This window comes from Pseudomonas sp. Tof1 (assembly GCF_055390395.1).
Map to the genome: position 1 here is coordinate 3237552 of NZ_AP024344.1, position 20269 is coordinate 3257820.

At 65.9% G+C, this 20269-nt stretch carries 14 protein-coding genes; 11 read left to right on the forward strand and 3 right to left on the reverse strand.

Annotated elements, in window-relative coordinates; genetic code table 11:
• Window positions 1-5 precede the first annotated feature (5 nt).
• From ACZ5KU_RS14800 to ACZ5KU_RS14845, 10 genes are all read left to right on the forward strand, one after another.
• Window positions 6-1493, forward strand: a complete 1488-nt coding sequence (locus tag ACZ5KU_RS14800) for a helix-turn-helix transcriptional regulator (RefSeq protein WP_054056721.1) — start codon at window positions 6-8, stop codon at window positions 1491-1493.
• A 137-nt stretch (window positions 1494-1630) separates the two neighbouring features.
• Entirely contained in the window at window positions 1631-1861 is a 231-nt protein-coding gene (locus ACZ5KU_RS14805; RefSeq protein WP_054056722.1) for a DUF1652 domain-containing protein, read from the forward strand.
• A gap of 183 nt (window positions 1862-2044) precedes the next feature.
• Window positions 2045-3352, forward strand: coding sequence for a chloride channel protein (locus ACZ5KU_RS14810; protein WP_416768961.1), 1308 nt, complete (start codon window positions 2045-2047; stop codon window positions 3350-3352).
• Window positions 3353-3544: 192 nt separating this feature from the next.
• Entirely contained in the window at window positions 3545-5719 is a 2175-nt protein-coding gene (locus ACZ5KU_RS14815; RefSeq protein ID WP_464737364.1) for a TonB-dependent receptor, read from the forward strand.
• Window positions 5720-5730: 11 nt separating this feature from the next.
• A complete protein-coding gene (locus ACZ5KU_RS14820) occupies window positions 5731-6963 on the forward strand; it encodes an MFS transporter (RefSeq protein ID WP_054064569.1) in 1233 nt (410 codons plus the stop codon).
• A gap of 47 nt (window positions 6964-7010) precedes the next feature.
• Complete coding sequence (locus tag ACZ5KU_RS14825) at window positions 7011-12347, forward strand: non-ribosomal peptide synthetase (RefSeq protein ID WP_464737365.1); 5337 nt, start codon at window positions 7011-7013, stop codon at window positions 12345-12347.
• A 14-nt stretch (window positions 12348-12361) separates the two neighbouring features.
• Window positions 12362-13123, forward strand: coding sequence for a thioesterase II family protein (locus ACZ5KU_RS14830; protein ID WP_464737366.1), 762 nt, complete (start codon window positions 12362-12364; stop codon window positions 13121-13123).
• A gap of 14 nt (window positions 13124-13137) precedes the next feature.
• The gene (locus ACZ5KU_RS14835) at window positions 13138-13467 is read left to right on the forward strand and encodes an isochorismate lyase (protein WP_054061580.1); all 330 of its coding nucleotides are present in this window, start codon (window positions 13138-13140) and stop codon (window positions 13465-13467) included.
• Window positions 13464-14882, forward strand: coding sequence for an isochorismate synthase (locus ACZ5KU_RS14840; RefSeq protein WP_464737367.1), 1419 nt, complete (start codon window positions 13464-13466; stop codon window positions 14880-14882). Before ACZ5KU_RS14835 ends, ACZ5KU_RS14840 begins: the two co-directional genes overlap by 4 nt.
• Before the next feature lie 33 nt (window positions 14883-14915).
• On the forward strand, window positions 14916-16544 hold the full coding sequence (locus ACZ5KU_RS14845; protein WP_464737368.1) for a (2,3-dihydroxybenzoyl)adenylate synthase: 1629 nt from the start codon (window positions 14916-14918) through the stop codon (window positions 16542-16544).
• Here the strand turns inward: ACZ5KU_RS14845 and ACZ5KU_RS14850 are convergent, their stop codons facing one another.
• A complete protein-coding gene (locus tag ACZ5KU_RS14850) occupies window positions 16545-17156 on the reverse strand; it encodes a TetR/AcrR family transcriptional regulator (RefSeq protein ID WP_464737369.1) in 612 nt (203 codons plus the stop codon).
• Window positions 17157-17383: 227 nt separating this feature from the next.
• On the opposite strand from ACZ5KU_RS14850, the gene ACZ5KU_RS14855 reads away from it, so the two are divergent.
• Window positions 17384-17725, forward strand: coding sequence for a hypothetical protein (locus tag ACZ5KU_RS14855; protein ID WP_054061426.1), 342 nt, complete (start codon window positions 17384-17386; stop codon window positions 17723-17725).
• Here ACZ5KU_RS14855 and ACZ5KU_RS14860 read toward each other — a convergent pair whose 3' ends face one another.
• On the reverse strand, window positions 17726-19096 hold the full coding sequence (locus ACZ5KU_RS14860) for a cache domain-containing protein (RefSeq protein ID WP_464737370.1): 1371 nt from the start codon (window positions 19094-19096) through the stop codon (window positions 17726-17728).
• Window positions 19097-19334: 238 nt separating this feature from the next.
• The gene (locus ACZ5KU_RS14865) at window positions 19335-20102 is read right to left on the reverse strand and encodes a substrate-binding periplasmic protein (protein ID WP_054061424.1); all 768 of its coding nucleotides are present in this window, start codon (window positions 20100-20102) and stop codon (window positions 19335-19337) included.
• Window positions 20103-20269 lie beyond the last annotated feature (167 nt).

Sequence of the window (20269 nt, forward strand, 5' to 3'; positions counted from 1 at the left end):
AAACAATGAGCCAAGATGTCCTCGCCACCGAAACCAACCGCCGCCAACTGCAACAGATCATCGCCGGCCTGTCCGACGGAGTGATCCTGATCGAAGTCGACCAGGGCATTCTCTGGGCCAACGAAGCTGCCCTGGCCATGCATGGTGTCAGCGAGGTCGGCGAACTGGGGGCGAATGCCGAGCAGTATCGTGAGCGCTTTACCCTGCGTTACCGCAATCACCACCCCCTGAGTGCCGACAGCTACCCGATCGCCCGGGTCGCCAATGGCGAAACCTTCAGCGACCTGGTGGTCGAGGTCACCGCCCAGGCCGACCCGGAGCGTACCCGGGTGCACCATATCCGCAGCATGATCCTCACCGACCGCGCCGGTGAACCGGAATCCCTGGTGCTGATCATCAGCGACGCCACGGAGCTCGCCAGTGCCGAGCAGCGCTTCGAGAAGGCCTTTGGTGCCAACCCGGCACCGGCAGTGATCTGCCGGCTCAGCGACCTGCGCTACATCAAGGTCAACCAGGGCTTCCTCGAAATGACCGGCTACAGCCGCGACCAGGTGATCGGTCGCTCGGTCTACGAGCTCGATGTACTGGAGGACGCCGAGCGCCGCGAGCTGGCGATCCAGCGGTTGGGGGAGGGGGCGACCATTCCGCAGATGCAGGCCGAGTTGAAGCTGGCCGAAGGCGGCAGCAAGCTGGTGATCGTGGCCGGCCAGCCGCTGGACATCAACGAGCAGGACTGCATGCTGTTCACCTTCATGGACCTGGAACCGCGCCGCCGTGCCGAAACCGCCTTGCGCCAGAGTGAGGAGCGTTTCGCCAAGGCCTTTCGTTTGGCGCCGGCGCCGACCCTGCTCTGTGGCGTTGCCAGTCGCCAACTGCTGGACGTCAACGAGGCGCTGCTCGGTACCACTGGCTACCAGGCGCAGGAGTTGCTGGGCATGCGGCTCGACGAGGTCGGCCTGTTCGAGGACGGCAAACTCTGCGAACAGGTGTTCGCCGCCCTGGCCAAGGCCGGTCGCCTGGAGAGCCTGGACCTGCGCATCCGGCGCAAGGACGGAGAACTGATCGACTGTGCGTTGTCCGCCGACAGTGTGCAGATCCAGGACGAACACTGTTACCTGCTGGTGCTGATGAACATCACCGAACGCAAGCGCTCCGAGCTGGAACTGGTGGCGGCGATCGAGGCGGCGATGCAGGACACGTCCTGGTTCAGCCAGAAACTGATCGAGAAGCTGGCGACGGTGAAGAACGTCAACGCCCGCAAGCTGCCGGGCCTGTCCTTCGCCGACCTGACGCCGCGTGAACGCGATGTGCTGGAGCTGATCTGCGAAGGCCTGGCCGACAAGGAAATCGCCGCGCGGCTGAAGCTGGCGCCCAATACCGTGCGCAATCACGTGGCGACGGTGTACTCCAAGCTCGACGTGCACAGCCGCAGTGAGGCGATTGTCTGGGCCCGTGAGCGTGGCCTGTTCGGCACCCGTTCCCAGGACTGCTAGTGCAAATGCACCAGTGCCATTAGTTCATATTCGGGTTTCCTGCGCCGGCCTGGCGTCCCAGCATGGAGGCATGGCGGTCGGGCCTGTTGCCCGGCTCGCAGCCAACCTGCTCAAGGATATCGCCGGTGTTTTCTTTAATGGATCTACGAGCGCTGCTCGAACAGGGCTTTGCGCCGCTGGCCTGTGACTGTGTGCTGGGCGATGCCTCGTTGAGCGTGCGGGTCTATGACCGCGAGAGCGGGCGTGTCGACCTGATGGTCGCGGGGATTGCCCTGGGTGGTTTGCGCCAGCGGGAGGATGCCGTGCGCCTGCTCAAGGAATTGCAGGATGAGCTGGCCTTCAATGCATTGCGACGTGCGCAGAGCTAGGGCATGCATCAGGCGTGGCCCCATGGAGAGAAACGGGGTGCTGTCAGCCCTGTTTGTCCGTTTGCAGCAACGCCTGCCAGGCTTTCCTGAACCCTGCCTGACTCGATCCCATCCGAGGATTTGCAGGCCCGTCCCCACGCTACATACTGACCTGCGGGTGTATTGGACGGTGCGGGGATTGCAATGGCTTTGGCGCAACAGGGACTACAGCAGCAGGGCGTACGCCCACAGACCCGTTCAGGCATGCGGCAACGACTGATCCTCGGCTGCGTGGTGATCCTCACCGGCATCGGTGCCGGCCTGGGTGGCATGCTGCTGGCGATGCTGTTGCACGCCATCCAGCACCTCGCCTATGGCTACGGCCAGGACAGCCTGAGCAGTCACGAAAGCTTCCTGGTCGGCGTCAGCAGTGCCTCGCCCGAGCGCCGGGTGCTGGTGCTCGCCCTCTGTGGCCTGGTCGCCGGCCTGGGCTGGTGGCTGCTCTATCGTTTCGGCCGGCCATTGGTGAGCGTCAAGAAAGCCGTGGCGCCGGGTGCCGCCGACATGCCGGGCAAAACCACCCTGGCCCATGCCTTGCTGCAGATCGTCACCGTCGCCCTGGGTTCCCCCCTGGGCCGCGAAGTCGCGCCCCGCGAGGTCGGTGCCCTGGTGGGCACCTGGCTGTCGCACAAGGCCGGCCTGTCGCCCGAAACCCGGCGGCTGATGATCGCCTGTGGCGCGGGCGCCGGATTGGCGGCGGTGTACAACGTGCCGCTGGGCGGGGCCATCTTCGTGCTGGAAGTGCTGGTCGGCAGCTTCAGTTGGCCGGCGGCGATCATGGCTTTGGCGACTTCGGCGATCGGCGCCTGTGTCGCCTGGATCGGCCTGGGTGCCGAGGTGCAGTACGTGGTGCCGGCCTTGCCGTTGAGTCCCGGTCTGCTGGCCTGGGCGTTGCTCGCCGGCCCGCTGTTCGGGCTGGCCGCCCATGGTTTCGTGCGCCTCACCGGGCAGGCACGGACCCACGCGGCGCGGGGTTGGCAACTGCCGCTGTTGTCGTTGCTCAACTTTACCCTGATCGGTTGTATTGCCGTCTACCTGCCGCAGATCCTCGGCAACGGCAAGGGGCCCGCGCAACTGGGCTTCGACAGCGAGCTGACGATCGGCCTGGCGGCGTTGCTGCTGGTGGTCAAGGTGTTGATCACCAGCAGCAGCCTGCGTGCCGGTGCCGAAGGCGGCCTGCTGACGCCGGGGCTGGCCATCGGCGCGTTGCTGGCGATCATTCTCGGCGGGCTGTGGAGCCTGGCCTGGCCGGGCGTTCCGCTGGGTGCCTTTGCCATCGTCGGCGCCGCGGCGTTCCTCGCGTCCTCCATGAGCATGCCGCTCACCGCCATTGTCCTGGTGGTCGAGTTCACCCGCATCGACCATGACTTCCTGGTGCCGATCATTCTCGCGGTGGTCGGTTCGGTGTGCGTAAGCCGGCTGTGCGCCAGCCTGGCCGAGGCGAAGCGCTGAACCATCTCCCCCCGTCTCCACTGATTCTCCCCTCATTTTCCTTCAGATGTTTCGCGCACGGTGTTGCATCCGTGTCATCCGTGGGCGTTATTATTTACATGTTCAGCGTATTGACTATTCGTTCAGTCAATAAATATTATTGCATCTCATTCTTAAAAAGCATGCTCAGCGGTTCAGGGAGAGGACGGGTCAATGTGGCAATCGTTTAAGGGTAGGGCAGCGCTGGGCCTGGTCTATGGCGCCATGTTGAGCCCGGGGCTGAGCGTGTCTTCGGCGATTGCCGAGGAGGGCGGTGGGCCCACCCTCGAGTTGCAGAACATTACGGTTACCGCCCGCAAGCGTGAGGAAACCGAACTGCAGGTCCCGGTCAGCATGAACGTGATCACCCCGGAACAGGCCCGGCAGAACATTGCCCCGGCGTCGAGCAACGCCGACCTGGCGCGTCAGGTGCCCAACTTCAACTACATGGAATCCGGTGGCCAGTACAGCAACTCCGGCAATATCCGTGGGGTCGGCTCGTTTTCTCCGTTGTCGGCCGACGACACCTCCATCGTGTTCAACGTCGACGAAGTGCCGGTTTCCGCCTACGGGGTACCGCCGGCGCTGCTGGACATCGAGCGGGTCGAGGTGTTGCGGGGCCCGCAAGGCACCCTGTACGGGCGCAACACCCAGGGCGGGGCGATCAATGTGGTACCCAATCGGCCGTCATTCGAACATGAAGGCTCGGTGCGGGTGGAAGGGGGCAGCCGGGGCTACGCCCTGGGCGAACTGATCAGCAACGAGGCCCTGGGCGACAACGTCGCCGGGCGCCTGGCCTTGCGCTACAGCGAGCAGGGCGGCGACATCTCCAACCGCGCCGCCGGCGGCAAGGACGGTGCCTCGCAGATCAGCGCGATGCGCGGTTCGCTGCTGTTCCTGCCCAACGACGACACCCAGGCGCTGCTGACGTTCTCCTACAACCGCAATGACGACGATGCGCCGCGCTTCATTCTGCGCAGCGGGCGAACGCCGGACAGCGGGCTGAACCCGCGCAACGATTTCAGCCGGGAGAGTTCGGCGGTCAACCTACGGGTCACCCACGACCTGGGCTGGGCGCAACTGACCTCGCTGTCGAGCGTCCAGTATTCGACCTTCGACCAGCGCATGGACATGATCGACAGCGTGCTCTACTCGGCGCTGACCGGCAGCCCGCCAGCGGCGTTCGACGGCGATACCGACCGTTATCGCGGTACCTTGCGTGATATCGCCTACATGCAGGAGTTTCGCCTCGCGTCCCTGGAAGACAGCTACGTGCAGTGGGTCACCGGGATCAACCTCTGGCACTCGCAGTTCACCGCCCATACCGACGGCGAAGCCTTTACCCAGCCGCGCTTTGCGGTGTTCAGCGGCCAGCAGAAGAACGATTTCAGCACCGACAGCTACTCGCTGTTCGGCGAGGCGACGGTGCCCCTGGCCGAGCGCCTGAAGGCGACCCTCGGCCTGCGTGGCACCCACGAAAGCAAGGACGCGACCTATCGCTACAGCGGCGGTGACCTGGGCACTGTCAGCCAGTACCACCAGAACGCCTCGATGTCGGACAATTTCCTCACCGGGCGCGGCAGCCTCAGCTACGACTGGTCCGACAGCCTGATGACCTACGTCAGCGTAGGGCGCGGCGTGGTCGGTGCCGACTATCCGTGGAACTCTTCCAATACCCCGTTCGGTCGTGACGAGCAGTCTTTCGATGCGTCGAAGAGTTGGAGCTACGAGCTGGGCTTTAAGAGCCTTTGGTGGGATGACCGGATCGCCCTCAATGGCGCGGTGTTCTACAACGACGTCAAGGACGGCCATCTCTATGTCTACAACGGCGTCAACTACCAGCCGGTGACCGTCGACTACGACTCGGTCGGCGCCGAGCTGGAATCCCGGCTCAAGTTGACCGAGCGCCTGAGCGTGAACGCCGGCGTGGGCTACACCCATGCCGAGCTGAAGAATGTCGACGCCACGGTCACCGCGCTGACCCGCGGTGCCCGTGACGGCAACCAGGTGCCCAACGTACCGGAGTACTCCGCCAACCTGGGGCTCGACTACCGGGTGCCGGCCGAGCAGTGGGGCGTGCCGATCAGCGGCGAGTTCTACGGCCATGTCGAATACCACTACCTCGACAAGCGCGCGGCGGACGTCGCCAATACCTTCAATCTCGGCTCCTACGACCTGACCAACGCCCGCCTGGGCTGGCAGAACAAGGACTATGGCGTCTACCTGTTCGGCAACAACCTGTTCGACCGGCGCTACGAGGCCATGGGGGCCTACTACAGCGCCTCAGTCCAGGCGGTGAAGATCGGCAGCGGCCGGGTCGTCGGCGTCGGCCTGACGGCGAACTTCTGAGGGCGCCGCGAATGTCTGAAGACCTCTCCACGCTCGCCGTCGTCCGTTCCGAGGGGCACCGGAACTACTGGCGCCTGCTGCCGCGCATCGGCCTGTTGTACCTGGCCTTCGGCATCCTGTTCGGCCTGGTCCAGGGCGGCCTGCCGCCGTTGCTGCGAGCCCAGGGCCTGGAACTGGGGCGCATGGGCTGGCTGTTCCTGTTGCTGCTGCCGTTCGGCATGACGTTCCTCTGGGCACCGTGGGTCGACCGCTGGCGCTGGCCCTGGTGCGAACATCGGGTTGGCTGGATCCTGGCCATGCAGGCCGTGGCGATCATCGCCGTGGTGAGCATCGGCCTCGGCCAGCAGTGGCCTGCGGTGGCGCTGCTGGCCCTGGGGCTGCTGGTGGCCTTTGCCGCCGCGACCATGGACCTGGCCCTCGATGCACTGGTCACCGAAACCACCCCGGCCCATAGCCGGGCCCTGGCCGGCGCGATGAAGGTCGGGGCGCTGAGCATCGGCGCCATGACCGGCGGCGGGGTGTTCGTGATGCTGTTCGAGCGTCTCGGCTGGCAGGCGATCTTTCTCGCCGTGGCCGGTTTGCTGGCGCTGACCACCTTGCCGATCCTCGGTTGGCGCCCGGCGGTCGGCCAGCGGCATGCGGCCGAGCCTTCCGCCAGCCTGTTCCGGGCCCTGGCCCAGCCGATGATGCGCCGGCGCCTGCTGTTGCTGTCCGTGGTTTCCAGCGTGCTGATCAGCCTGTTCAGCCTCAATCGGGTGATGCTCATCGACCTGGGTGTCCCCCTGGAAACCGTCGGCTCGGTGGTCGGGCTTTTGTCGCCGCTATGTGGCCTGTTCGCCGCCGTGCTGGCGCCCTGGACCCTGCGCCGGCTCGGGCTGCGCACCAGCCTGGCGGTGTTCTGCGTGCTCGGCCTGCTGGCGGTGATGCTGCTCCTGCTGGGCGCCTGGCAGGGCCGGCAGGCGCTGGCGATGCTCGGCGCCATCACCATCAACCTCGGCGTCAGCGGCCTGTACGTGGTGATCTGCGCGGTGATCCTCGGCTGGGCCAACAGCCGCCAGGCCGCCACCGACTATGCGGCGCTCTATGGCATCAGCCGGCTGATCGCCCTGATCGTGCTGATGACCCTCATGCAAGGCCTGACCCGACTGGGCTGGCCGGTTTTCTACGGGCTTGGCCTGCTGGCGTTGCCGCTGGCCGTGAGCCTGCTGAGTCGAACCCTACGGGAGCAACCCGACGGCAACTGAACGTGATTGAACGGCACTTGACTGACTTGATAACAGGAGGTTTCTAAGTGACATATGCCAAACGAGAACTTGACCCGGTCGACGCCAGCGGCGCGACCTCTCTACTCGAGCCACTGCGCCAGGAAGTCGCCAGTCTGCTCGACCTAGACCCGCGGGAACTGGACCCGCACCGCTCACTGATCGAATACGGCCTGGAGTCGATCAAGCTGATGCGCCTGCAGACCCGCATGGCCGCCAGGGGCATCAAGCTGCCGAGCCTGGCCCGCCTGCTGGAAGCCCCCACCTTGCAGGACTGGGCCGCCCAGGCCCGGCAGGGCAAGCCACGGGCGCAACTGGCGCCGGTGGCGAAGAGCGAACCGGACGCCGCCTTTGCCCTGACACCGATTCAACAGGCCTACTGGATCGGTCGCCAGGATGACCAGCACCTCGGCGGTGTCGGCTGTCACCTGTATGCCGAGTTCGATGGCCAGGCGGTCGATGCCCCAAGGCTGGAACAGGCCATGTTCCAGCTGCTGCAGCGTCACCCGATGCTGCGGGCGCGTTTCCTGCCCAGCGGTGAGCAGCAGATTTTGCCACGCAGCCCGTGGGCCGCGTTGCAACGCCACGACTGGCGGGACGCCGCCCCGGCGCAGGCCGAAGCCGGCCTGCTGGCCTTGCGCGAGCGTCTGTCGCATCGGCGCCTGCGGGTCGAGGAGGGTGAGGTTTGCGATGTGCAGCTCAGCCTGCTGGGCGAAGGGCGCAGCCGTATTCACCTGAACCTCGACCTGCTGGTCGCCGACGTGCTGAGCTTCGAAATTTTCCTGCACGACCTGGCGATGTTCTATGTCGGCCGCGGCGGCGAATTGCCAGCCCTGAGCACCGGTTTCGCCGACTACCTGGCGACCCAGACGCAACAGCGTGCAGCGAGCCTGGCGGCCTCCCAGGACTACTGGCGCCAGCGCATCGCCGATCTGCCCGGCGGCCCGGCGCTGCCCCTGGCCCGTCAGCCGGAACAACTGACCCGCACCCGTTTTTCGCGACGAGCCTTCACCCTCGACCTGGCCTCCCTGGCCGCTTTGCAAACGCGCGCCCGCGACGCCGGCTTGACCGTAGCCAGCGTGCTGGCCAGTGCCTTTGCCCAGGTCCTGGGGCGCTGGAGCAGCGACGGGCACTTCGTGCTCAACCTGCCGTTGTTCGACCGCCAGGAACAGGCGCCGGACGTCGCGCACATGATCGCCGATTTCACCAACCTGACCCTGCTGGAAGTGGATGTCAGCCAGCCGCTGAGTTTCGTCGAGCAGACCCGGCGCCTGCAGCGCCAGTTGCATGACGACCTGCAGCACAATGCCTGGTCGGGCCTAGAAGTGCTGCGGGAAATGGCCCACGAAACCCGCCGCAGCGCCCCGGTGGTGTTCGCCTGCAACCTGGACAAGCCGATGCCGGCACCGTTGTTCCGCCAGGAACTGGGCGATCTCGGCTGGTCGGTGTCGCAGACGCCGCAGGTCTGGCTCGATCACCAGACCTATCCGCTGGCCGACGGCCTGATGCTCAACTGGGACGCGGTCGACGAGCTGTTTCCCGCCGGGCTGCTGGATGAGATGTTCGGCTGTTATCGCCAGGCCATCGAATGGCTCTGCACCCAGGACTGGCAGCAGCCGCTACCGTTGCCATTGCCGCCGCGCCAGCAGCAGGAACGCGAGCAGGTCAACGCCACGGCCGGCGAGTTGCCCGAAGGCGTGCTCTATCAGCCCTGGCTGCGCTGGGTCGAGGAAACCCCGCAGGCGCCGGCGCTGCTCAGCGACTCGGTGTGCCTGAGTCACGCCGAATTGTTCGAAGTGGCCGCGCACATCGCCAGCCACCTGGTCGAGGCTGGCGTGGTGCCGGGTGACCGGGTCATGGTCTGCCTGGAGAAGGGCCCGGTGCAGATCGCCGCGACCCTCGCGGTGCTACTGGCCGGCGGGGTCTACGTGCCGGTGGCGGCCGATGGGCCGCTGGAACGCCTGCGTCTGATCCACCAGGATTGCGCCGCTCGGGCGGTGCTGGTGGAGCGCGGCGGTGCCGAACGGGACTGGCCGTTCGCGACCCTGGCCGTGGACCTTGCGACCCGCACCGCCCAAGGCCTGTCGCCGGAAGTGGGGATGGGCCGCGATGAAGAGCTGGCCTACATCATCTACACCTCGGGTTCGACCGGTCAGCCCAAGGGCGTGATGATCGACCACCGCGGCGCGCTGAATACCGTGCTGGACATCAACCGCCGTTGGCAGGTGGATGCCCGCGACCGGATCTTCGGCCTGTCGTCGCTGAGTTTCGACCTGTCGGTCTACGACATTTTCGGGGCCCTGGCGGCCGGCGCGGCGCTGGTGTTGCCGGCGGCCGACAGCCTGCGCGAGCCGCGGCACTGGCTGGCCAGCCTGCAACGCCACGACGTGAGCGTGTGGAACTCGGTGCCGGCGCTGTTCGACATGCTGCTGACCGAACTGCAGGGGCAGGGCGCCCGTCTGCCGCAGAGCCTGCGCCTGGCGATGTTGTCCGGCGACTGGGTGCCGCTGGACCTGCCGGCCCGGGCCAGGGCCTGTGGTCCGCAGTTGACCCTGGTGGCCCTGGGGGGCGCCACCGAGGCGTCGATCTGGTCGAACTGGTTCGAGGTCGGGCAGGTGGACCCGTGCTGGGCTTCGATTCCCTATGGTTACCCGCTGACCAACCAGTATTACCGGGTGCTCGACAGCCAGGGGCGTGATTGCCCGGAAGGGGTCAAGGGCGACCTGTACATCGGTGGTATCGGTGTGGCCCTGGGCTACTGGAACAATCCCGAGCGTACCGCCGCGCAGTTCAGCCTCGACCCGCAGACCGGTGCACGCTTCTATCGCACCGGCGACCTGGCGCGCTATACCGCAGGCGCCCGCCTGGAATTCCTCGGTCGCAAGGACTTCCAGGTCAAGATCAAGGGCCATCGGATCGAACTGGGCGAGATCGAATCGGTGCTGGCGCGCCAGCCCGGCATCCGGGGTACGGCGGTGGACGTCCAGGAAGACAGCGCCGGCAGCCGTCAGTTGGTGGCTTACGTCACCCTGGACCCGGCGCAACGGCACGACCCGCTCAACCCGGTCGGCTGCCGGCAGGAGCCGCCGGCGGACGTCGAGGAGCGCTGGCAGGCCACTGTCGAGGCCGGCCGGGACGAGGTGCAGCAGGCCCTGGTCGATCTGGACCTGCCACGCTTCAATGCCTTCTGGCGTGATATCGAACGCCTGGCCGCGCTCGGCATGGCCAAGACCCTGGCTGAGGCCGGCCTGTTCACCGAAGAGGGCATGACCCACGACAAGGCGCAGGTCATGCAGCGCCTGCAGGCCTTGCCGCGTTATGCCAAGCTGGTGGGGCAATGGCTGCAGACCCTGGCCGACGACGGTTTCCTGCAGGCGGGCGACGGTGATAGCTATACCGCCCGCCGCGGCTTGGGTGCCGAGGCCTTCGAGGCGGCCTGGCAGGCCCTGAGCGATATCGGCATGCTCGGTGACCATGCCGAACAGGTGCTGGCCTATATCCGCCGCAGCATCGACGGCCACCTGGCGCTGTTCCGCGGCACCCTCGACCCGTTGGAAATCTACTTCCCCGAGGGCTCGACCCGGGTCGCCGAAGGCATCTACCGGTTCAACCCGGTCAATGCCTTCCTCAACCGGGTGGCGGCGCAACTGGTGGGGCACCTGGCCGCCAACCGCCAGGGCACCCTGAACGTCCTCGAGGTCGGTGCCGGTACCGGCGGTACCAGCGAATCGCTGTTTGCCGCCCTTGAGGGGCACGATGTGCGCTATCGCTTCACCGACCTCTCGGATTTCTTCCTGGAGCGCGCCCGCCAGCGCTTTGCCCGCTGGGACTTCATCGACTACGGCCACTTCGACATCAACGACGAGCCCGAGCCGCAAGGCGTACGCCTGGGGTCCCAGGACCTGGTGGTGGCGGTCAACGTGCTGCACGACGCGCGCAACCTGGCCAACACCCTGGCCTCGCTGCGCCAGATCCTGCGCCCCGGCGGCCAGTTGCTGGTGATCGAGGCGACGCAGAACTGTCGCCTGCAGATGGTCAGCATCGGTTTCATCGAAGGCATGAGCGACTATGACGACTGGCGGGTGGAGAACAACCTGCCGTTCCTGTCGTTGCCGCAATGGGAGGCCGAACTGCGTGGCAGCGGTTTCGCCCGGCAGCAGGTGTTCCCCGAGCCCGGCAGCGAGGCGGCGGTGATTGCCCAGCATGTGCTGCTGGCACAGAACCTGGAGCCGGCGGTCCGTCTCGATGCCGAGCGCCTGCGGCGGCATCTGGCGGGGCACCTGCCGGAGTACATGCTGCCGGCGCATTGGGTCACCCTGCAGCGCTTGCCGTTGAGCGGCAACGGCAAGGTCGATCGCGGCCGCCTGCCGGCCCTGAAGCTGGGCGACAAGGTCGGCAGCGATGACTACGAGCCGGCCCATCCGGGGCTGGAAACCCAGGTCGCGGCGCTGTGGGCGCAGTTGCTCAAGCGCGACAAGGTCGGCCGACGCAGCGATTTCTTCGCCCTGGGCGGCGACAGCCTGCTGGCCACGCGGCTGATGGCCTTGCTGCGCCAGCAGTTGGCGTGCGAGGTGCATTTGCGCGACCTGTTCCAGCATCCGCGCCTGCAGGATTTCGTCGCCTGGCTGGGGCAGCCCAAGGCCGAACAGCCACTGGTGATGCTCAATCGCCCGGTGGGTGGGGTCAATGTGGTCTGCCTGCCGACCGCTGATGGCGAGTGCGAGAGCTATCGGCAGTTGGCCGTCCGCCTGGACGGGCAACTGAGCCTGGTGGGCCTGCGCGATCCCCAGGGGCGCTGCGGCAGCGAGCTGCCTGCGGCACTGCACGGCTTTATCGAGACCCTCAAGGCATTGCCCGGACCGGTCCTGCTGCTGGGCTGGTCGGTGGCGGCGAAACTGGCCACGGCGCTGGCCGGCGAGATGGAACGCCGCGGCCAACCGGTGGCCGGGCTGATGCTGCTCGATCCGCTCTCCACCCGCTGCTTCGAACAGGATGGCGTGCTGCAGCCAGCGCGTTTCTTCGGCTTGCCGCCGGTGCCCGCCGGCGATCTGTACCTACAGGCGCGGCAGGCCGGGAGAATCCCCCATGGGCTGGAACCCGATGCATTCCAGGCGCTGCTGCAGCGTTGTCGCAACCTGCATGCCGGGCTGGCGGGCTACCCGACGCCACGGCTGGCGGCGCCGGTGCGCGTCCTGCAAAGCGCGGCGAGTGCCGAATGCTGGTCCGAGCCGTTGCACGACTGGCAGGACCTGCTGGAGCAGGCGCCGGCGCCACAGACGCTGTGGACGCTGCACTGGGAGCTGTTGAGTGATCAGGAGTCGCTGGCGGTCATTGCCGAAACCTTGCTCGGCCTGACCCGCGACTGACCTGGAGAACGTTCATGAAGCTGACTTTCGAAGCGCTGGGCGGTCAGTCGCCCAGCCCCGTGCACCTGTTCATCTTCCCACACGCCGGCGGTCAGCCGGCGACCTACCGGTCCCTGGCCGAACAGCTGGGAACCGCTGTGCAAGTCTCGGCCATGCTCTATCCCGGGCGTGGACGGCGGATGTTCGAGCCGTTGCCGGGCTCGATCGCCGAACTGGCCGAAGAGGCCCTGGCGGCGCTGCCGCGCAACCAGCAACTGGTACTGCTGGGGCACAGCATGGGCGGCTTCGTTGCCCATGCGCTGGCGGCCCGGCTCTGCGAGCAGGGGCGGCCGCCGGCGCGGCTGCTGTTGTCGTCGGTCCGCGCGCCGCACCTGACGCCGCATCGCTGCCTGGCCGGGCACTCGGATGAGGCGTTCGCCACGGCCCTGCTGGAACTGGGAGGCATCGCCCCGCAACTGCTGCGTGATGCCGAGGCGCGGGCGTTGTTCCTGCCGATGCTGCGTGCCGACTTTGCCCTGGCCGAAGCCCATCGCGCCCAGCCGACGAAGCCCCTGGACTGTGCCGTCAGCCTGTTTCACGGGCGTGATGACGAGCATGTGCCGCTGGCCGACCTGGAGCGGTGGCGCGACTGGGCGGCCATCGACCAGCTGCATCTGCAACCGGGCGGGCACTTTCACCTGCTGCAGCAGGTGGCCGAGTTCGCCGGCAGTGTAGGGCCGCTCGCGCCTGCCAACCTGGCGGTCCGTACCGCTTCCCGCAACGTCCACCTCCGTTAACCGAGATCAATGCCATGCCGACTGTGAACCTCAAGACACCTGAAGCCTGCCTGGACCTGAATGACATTCGCGACGGTATCGATGCGCTCGATCATCAGATCCTCGAAACCCTGCAACAAAGGCTGCGCTACGTGAAGGCCGCCGCCCGATTCAAGCCGAGCGAGCAGAGCATCCCCGCGCCGGAGCGGGTGGCGGCGATGCTTGCCGAGCGCCGCCAGTGGGCGGAGGCGGCCGGCCTCGAGGTCGGTTTCATCGAAAAACTCTACGAGCAGATCATCCACTGGAACATCCAGCAGCAGATCCTGCACTGGCGCGCCACTTATCCTGAACGGGTGCAAGCATGAGTCCCTTTATCGATCGCACGGCCTTGCTCGACTGCCTGGAGCAGGCCCGGCAACGCGCCACCGACCAACAACGGCCGGTCCTGGCCTGTTTCAGTTGCCCCTGGCCGGCCTGTGACGGCCTGCGGGCCTTTGCCGCCGCCTGGGGCTTCACTCAGGCCGTACTCTGGCAGTTCGCCGAATCGGGCCCGGCGATGGTGGGCGTCGGCCGTGCCCTGGAACTGGGGCTGCAGCAGGACCAGTCGCTGGTCGAGCTGCAACAGGCCTGGCAACGCTGGATGGCCGAGGCGGTCATCGTCGGACCACAGCGGCCACGGCTGTTCGGCGGCCGCACCTTCGACCGGGAAAATCCCTGCTCGGAACAATGGCGGGCATTTACCGAGGCCGCTTTCGTCCTGCCCCGGCTGAGCCGCCAGGGCGAGCATCTGTTGCTGGCCAGCCAGATCGACGAACAGACCGACTGCCAGGCGTTGTGCCAGGAGCTGCTGGACGACCTTTATTACTGGTGGGAGACGGAGCAGGGCAGGCCGGTGACGACCTTGCAGCCGGGACGCAATCCGCGGGTTCGCGAAAGCCTGCCGGCGGAGGAATGGAAAGCCCGGGTGAAGCGGGCCCTGGCCGATATCGAAAGCCGCCAGTTGCACAAGGTGGTGCTGGCGCGCGAGGTCAGGATCCAGGCGGACACTCCTTTCAGCCTGCCACGCATCCTGCAGGCCCTGGCGCAGGGCAACCCCGGAGCCTATCTGTTCGCCTTCCGCCGTGGGGACAGCTGCTTCCTCGGCGCCACGCCGGAACGCCTGGTACTGCAACAGGCCGGGCAACTGCGGACCACCGCACTGGCCGGGAGCATTCCCCGTGGCACCTGCGCGCAAAGTGATCGGGCCAACCATGACCGTCTGTTGGCCAGCGCCAAGGATCGCCATGAGCATGCGCTGGTGGTGGAAACCCTGCGCAGTGACCTGAGGCGCTTCACCGCCGAGTTGCAGGTGCCTGAGGTCCCGGTGGTTCACCGACTCAAGCATATCCAGCACCTGATGACGCCGATCCACGGCCGTCTGCTGCCCGAAGTGCCGCTGCTCGCGGTGGTCGAGGCGCTGCACCCGACGCCGGCGGTGGGCGGGCTGGACCGTCAGGCGGCGATCCGCTGGATTCGCCGGCACGAGAGTCTGCACCGCGGTTGGTACGCCGCACCGGTCGGCTGGCTGGACAGCGAGGGCGATGGCGAATTCGCCGTGGCCCTGCGTTCGGCACTGGTGCGCGGCGAGCAGGCCTGGGCCTTTGCCGGCTGCGGCCTGGTGGCCGGCTCCGAGCCGGAACTGGAATACCGCGAAACCTGCGTCAAGTTGCGGACCATGCTCGATGCGCTGGCACCGGGCCTGAGTGAAAACCTGGTCGAGGCATCGCGGCTGCAGGCCTGACAGGAAGCCAATCATCCAAAGGGATTTTCAAGCATGCATCAGAATCTGAGTGAACTGAGGGCGCAGTGCGTGGCGCCGCCCGCCGGCCTGGCCAGCGAGTACCGTCGTCTGCCGTACTGGCAGGAGCTGAGCCTGGGCCAGATGCTCAAGGCCCAGGCCGAGCGCCATGGGGAACGCCCGGCGCTGGTCGATGGCGAGCGCTGCCTCAGTTATCGACAACTGTACGAAGGTGTCGAGCGCCTGGCCACCGCACTGTGGAGCCGCGGCCTGCGGCCGGGCCAGGTGGCGATCGTGCAACTGAACAACCAGGCGGCCGTCGTCGAACTGGTGTTCGCCCTGTTCCGCCTCGGCGTGGTCCCGGTGATGGCCCTGCCGGCCCATGGCGAACGGGAGATCGGCCAGTTCGTCGGCCTGACCGATGCGGTGGCCTGGTTCCATCCGCAATACCCCCATGACAGCGCCAGGCAAGCGGTGGTCGAGCGCATCCGTATCGGCTCGCCGTCGTTGCGCCTGGTGATGGCGGTCGAGCCGCAGGAGTCCTGGCGCGACCTGATGGCGGGGCAGGACACTGCGGCGACCATCGCCCAGCCGAGCCCCGACGATATCGCCTGCTTCCAGCTGTCCGGTGGTACCACTGGCATCCCCAAGCTGATTCCACGGCGGCACAACGAGTACCTGTACAACGCCCATGCCAGTGCCCACGTCAGTGGCCTGGACAGTGACTCGCGCCAGTTGGCGGTATTGCCCATGGCCCACAACTTCCCCATGGCCAGTCCCGGCTTCATCGGCACCCTCAGTGTCGGAGGCTGCGTGGTGATTGCCCGGGATCCGAGCCCGATCGAGTGCTTCGAACTGATCGAGGCCCATGGCGTCACCCATGTCTCGCTGGTTCCGACCCTGGTTCTGCTGTGGCTGGAGGCCGCGCAGGAACTGGCACCGGTACTCGACTCGCTGCAGGTGCTGCAGGTCGGCGGGGCCTCGTTCGCCGAGGATGTCGCGCGCCGCGTCGAACCGACCCTCGGCTGCCGACTGCAGCAGGTGTTCGGCATGGCCGAAGGGCTGCTGAGCTTCACCCGCCTGGACGATCCGCTCGATCGGGTCTGCACCACCCAGGGCCGGCCGCTGTCGCCGGCGGACGAAGTGCTGATCGTCGACGACCAGGATCGGGAGTTGCCGGTGGGGGAGAAGGGCCATTTGCTCGTGCGTGGGCCGTACACCCTGCGCGCCTACTACGGTGCGCCCGAGCATAACCGGCACGCCTTCCGCACCGACGGTTTCTACCGCACCGGTGATCTGGCCCGGCGTGACGCCGAGGGCTACCTGCGTCTCTGCGGGCGCGACAAGGAGCAGATCAACCGGGGGGGCGAAAAGATCGCCGTGGACGAGGTCGAGAGTGTGCTGATCAGCCACCCGTCGATCTATGATGCGGCGGTGGTCGGCCTGCCGGACGAGTACCTGGGGGAAAAGAGTTGCGCGTTCATCATCCTGCGCCAGCCCATGGAATCGCGGGAAATCGGTGACTTCTTGCAGCAGCAGGGGCTGGCGAGCTTCAAGCAGCCGGACCAGTACTGCTTCATTGACGTGTTCCCGGCCACCGCGGTGGGCAAGATCAGCAAGCGTGGGCTGCGCGAGCGTCTGCGTGAGCAGTACCTGACCGGCTGATCAGGCGGGACGGGTGATCAGGCTCAGGGCATAGGCCAGGAAAGCCTGGTCATCCGGCACCGGGTGGCCGCTCACGGCGATGGCATCCTGGGCCTCGATCCGGCTGTGCAGCCAGTACTGGATCAGCCCGCCGACAGTGATCATCGCCTGGCCGGGCGGTATGTCGTTGCGCACGTAACCGGCTTCCTGGGCCCTGGCGAAAATCGGCACGAACAGGTTGTTGAGCTGTTCGGAGCGTCTTTTGCGTTCCTCGTCCTGCTTGCCCATGATCCGCCACAGTTGGAAGCGCAGCGCGCTGGGGTGGGATTTCCAGTAATCCATGTAGGCGCCGACCAGGGTCGGGATGGTCTGGGCGTCGATGGCGTTTTCCGTCAGCGACAGGTCCTTGAACCACACCTGGAAATCGGCGGTGACCCGCTCGCCCACCTGTTCCCAGAGGGTTTCCTTGTCCTTGAAGTGATGGTGGATCAGCGGCGGCGAAACCTGCGCGGCCAGGGCCACCTGGCGAATTGATGCACCCTCGAAACCCGAGACGGAAAATATCTTCAGCGCCGCATCCAGGATCAGGTCGCGGGCATCGGGGCTCGAGTAGTGCGGGAGTAGTTCAGGCATTGTCGGTCTCCAGACTGGCCGCCAGAGTCTAGCCATGACTGACCGCCTGATCAACCGGCTGAACGCCTTGAAAATACCGTTGCTGAATCACGGTGGAGCAGGGCAAGGGCAGTGAACTATCGGTTCCGGTAATAGTGAACATCAAGCATCGCAAGTTCCGTTTTGCCGGGGCACACCGGAAAATTGCCGCCATTCCAACGAACCGCGTCTTTAACCAGGATTTGCCCATGCGCCGCTTACTGCTTCCCGTTCTGGCCTTCGCCGCCTTGTTGCTCCAGGGGTGTGCCTCCGCCCCCAACGACCCGACGCTGACCCTGCAGACCAGCAAGACGCCGGAGGAGTACACCGAGTGCGTGGTGCCGAAACTGCAGAAAAACGCCCTGACCCCGATGGTTTCCCAGAGCCAGCGGCACTACAAGATCGTCGTGGCCAGCAAGTTCGCCGCGGACAATGTGCTCGAGGCCTACAAGGCGCCGAGCGGTGGCAAAGTGTTCCTCTACGAGCGGCAACTGCTGGCATCGACCTTCAAGGCCTCGCCGTTCGAGCGTGCCGCGCAGGATTGCCTGTAGTCAGCGGCCCGTTTCCGCTCTTGGCTGGCCTGCCGGCAACAGTACATCCAGTTCACTTCGACCCGGTATCGAGGTCAATTCGACGCGTCCGCCGAGCTGTTCGACCCGTTCCCGAATATTGCGCAGACCGATACCGGCCTGGCTGCGGGTGACCTGGGCGATGTCGAAACCGATCCCATCGTCGACCATTCGCAGGCGGATCGAGGTTTCGCTGCTGTACAGGTTGATCGAAACGTGACGGGCCCGGGCATGCCGTTCGATGTTTGCCAGGCCCTCCTGGACGATACGGAACAACGACACCGCCGCCTCGTCGGCCAGGCGGCTGTCGAAGTCACTGACGCTGCAACTCACCTGCAACCCCGTCCGCTGCTCGAACTCCGCGGCAAGATGACCGATCGCCGCCGGCAGGCCGAGGCTGTCGAGCAGCGACGAGCGCAGGTCGTGGGACAGGTTGCGCACTTCGCCAATCGCTTCGCCCATGCGCTCGGTGGCTTCTCTGAGGATGCCCAGGCCTTTGGCGTACTGTTGTTTTTCGAAGACATGCCCGGCCAGCTCGAACTTGAACTTGATCGACACCAGCAACTGGCTGATCCCATCATGCAGCTCGCGGGAGATCCGTGAGCGTTCCTCTTCCTGGAGGCTGACGATACGCCGGGTCAACTGCCGCAGCTTGCGGTCGGCCAGGCGCTGCTCGCTGAAGTTCAAGGTCATGCCGCCGGCGAACACCAACAGCACCGCGACCAGTGCCACCAGGGCGATCGCCAGCATGGTTTCGTGAATGCCACGGGCCACCTCGTCGCGGGCCTGCCGGGTGGCCTGGTCGACATCTTCCAGGTAGATGCCGGTGCCGAGCATCCAGCCCCAGCGATCGAGCATCACCACATAGGACAACTTGCCGGTGACCTGGCCGGTGGACGGCTTGTTCCAGGCATAACGCTGGAAACCCGTGCCGGATTGTGCGGTTTTCAGTAGTGCCTGGATCACCGCCAGGCCGTGGGGGTCCTGCATCTCCCAGAGATCCCGGCCGACCAGCTCCGCCTGCCGCGCATGCATCAGGTTGCGCCCCTGGCGGTCATAGACGAAGAAATAGCCATCGACGCCGAAACTGAGCTTGCGCAGCACCTCCAGCACCTGCTGCCGGGCCTGTTCATCGCCCTGGCCGTCGTTATACAACGGCGCGATCAGGCTCTGGGCGAGGGCGACATGGTTCTTCAGCTCGGCGCGTTTGCTGGCCAGGATGCTGTGTTCGATCAGTTGCGCCTGCTGGTCGCCCAACTGGCGGTTGAGGGAAAACACCAGGCCGCAGATCACCGCGATCGCCAGCGCCAGGGGCAGAATCCCCAAGGCGACGACTTTGTGTTTGAGCTGCATCTGGGCTCCTGTCCGGCTCGTGTGGGGAGGGTTGTCAGGCAATTCGTAGAGACGACGAGCTCAGTCCTACGGATGTCTTGTAGATATCGGACAACCACATTGGGCCAGTTCCATCAGGCGGAAACAAGGTATGCAACAACAAGAAAGGGCACTGCCAAGCCTTGCCTGGCTTTGGACTGCCCCCTGAAAGGCGGGCAGACCCACCGTAACCTCAAACAGGTGGGGAGTGCAGCTATCATCACTCCGGCATATACCTCACCCGCAACCGCTCCAGGGTCCCATCCCGACGCAGTGCCTCCACGGCATTGCGCAGCCGCTTCACCAGATCCGCGGAACACTGTTTGGAGCAGGCCAGATACACCTGCGCCGAACTCATCACCGGGCTCATGTACAGCTTGCGATCGGAGAGCTTCGGCCAGATATAGCGGCTCTCCGGAACGCCATTGAACCAGGCATCGATCCGGCCCATGAGCAGCATCTGCGCGGGATTGTCGCCGATGGTCAGCGGGTAGATCTGATCCTTGTCAAAACCCTGGGTACGCAGGATTTCCTCCTGCGCGCTGCCCAGCCCGACACCGATCACCCGATAGGTCTTCCTGGCCTGGTCGAAGCTGGTCACCGGCTTGTCGAGACTGAAAAACGCCCGGTCCATGCTCATGATCGGCGCGATCCAGGTGAAGCGATCCTCACGTTCCGGCGTGCGCGTCAGTGGTGCAATCAACAGATCCTGCTTGTCACTGACATGCCGCTGCGCCCGGGCCCACGGCAATGCCTCTATATGGGCGGTGTGGCCTGTCCTGGCGATGGCCTGCACGGCAATATCGCCGACGATGCCATGCCCGTTGGAATCGTCGACAAAGGTCAGCGGCGGTGCATCGAGGATGTACAGATCGATAGGAGAGGGCGAGGGCGCGGCCAATGCGGCCTGTGCAGTCAGCAGCGACACGGAAAGACACAGCCGGGCCAGCCAGGGGCGGGCCGTCGATGGGCGGGGGGCGGGTTCCATGGCAGGTCTCTCTAGCTCGGCGGATGTCATGGGGCAGTAGCCTGGCTGATAGCAAACGGCTTCAGAGTAGCATCAGAGCCCTCGGATGGTGCATCGTTCCCAAATTTTGTGCACGTGCCCTGGACGCCTATCGAGCATTCGTGTCGGGCGCCACCCGGTTGCGCAGT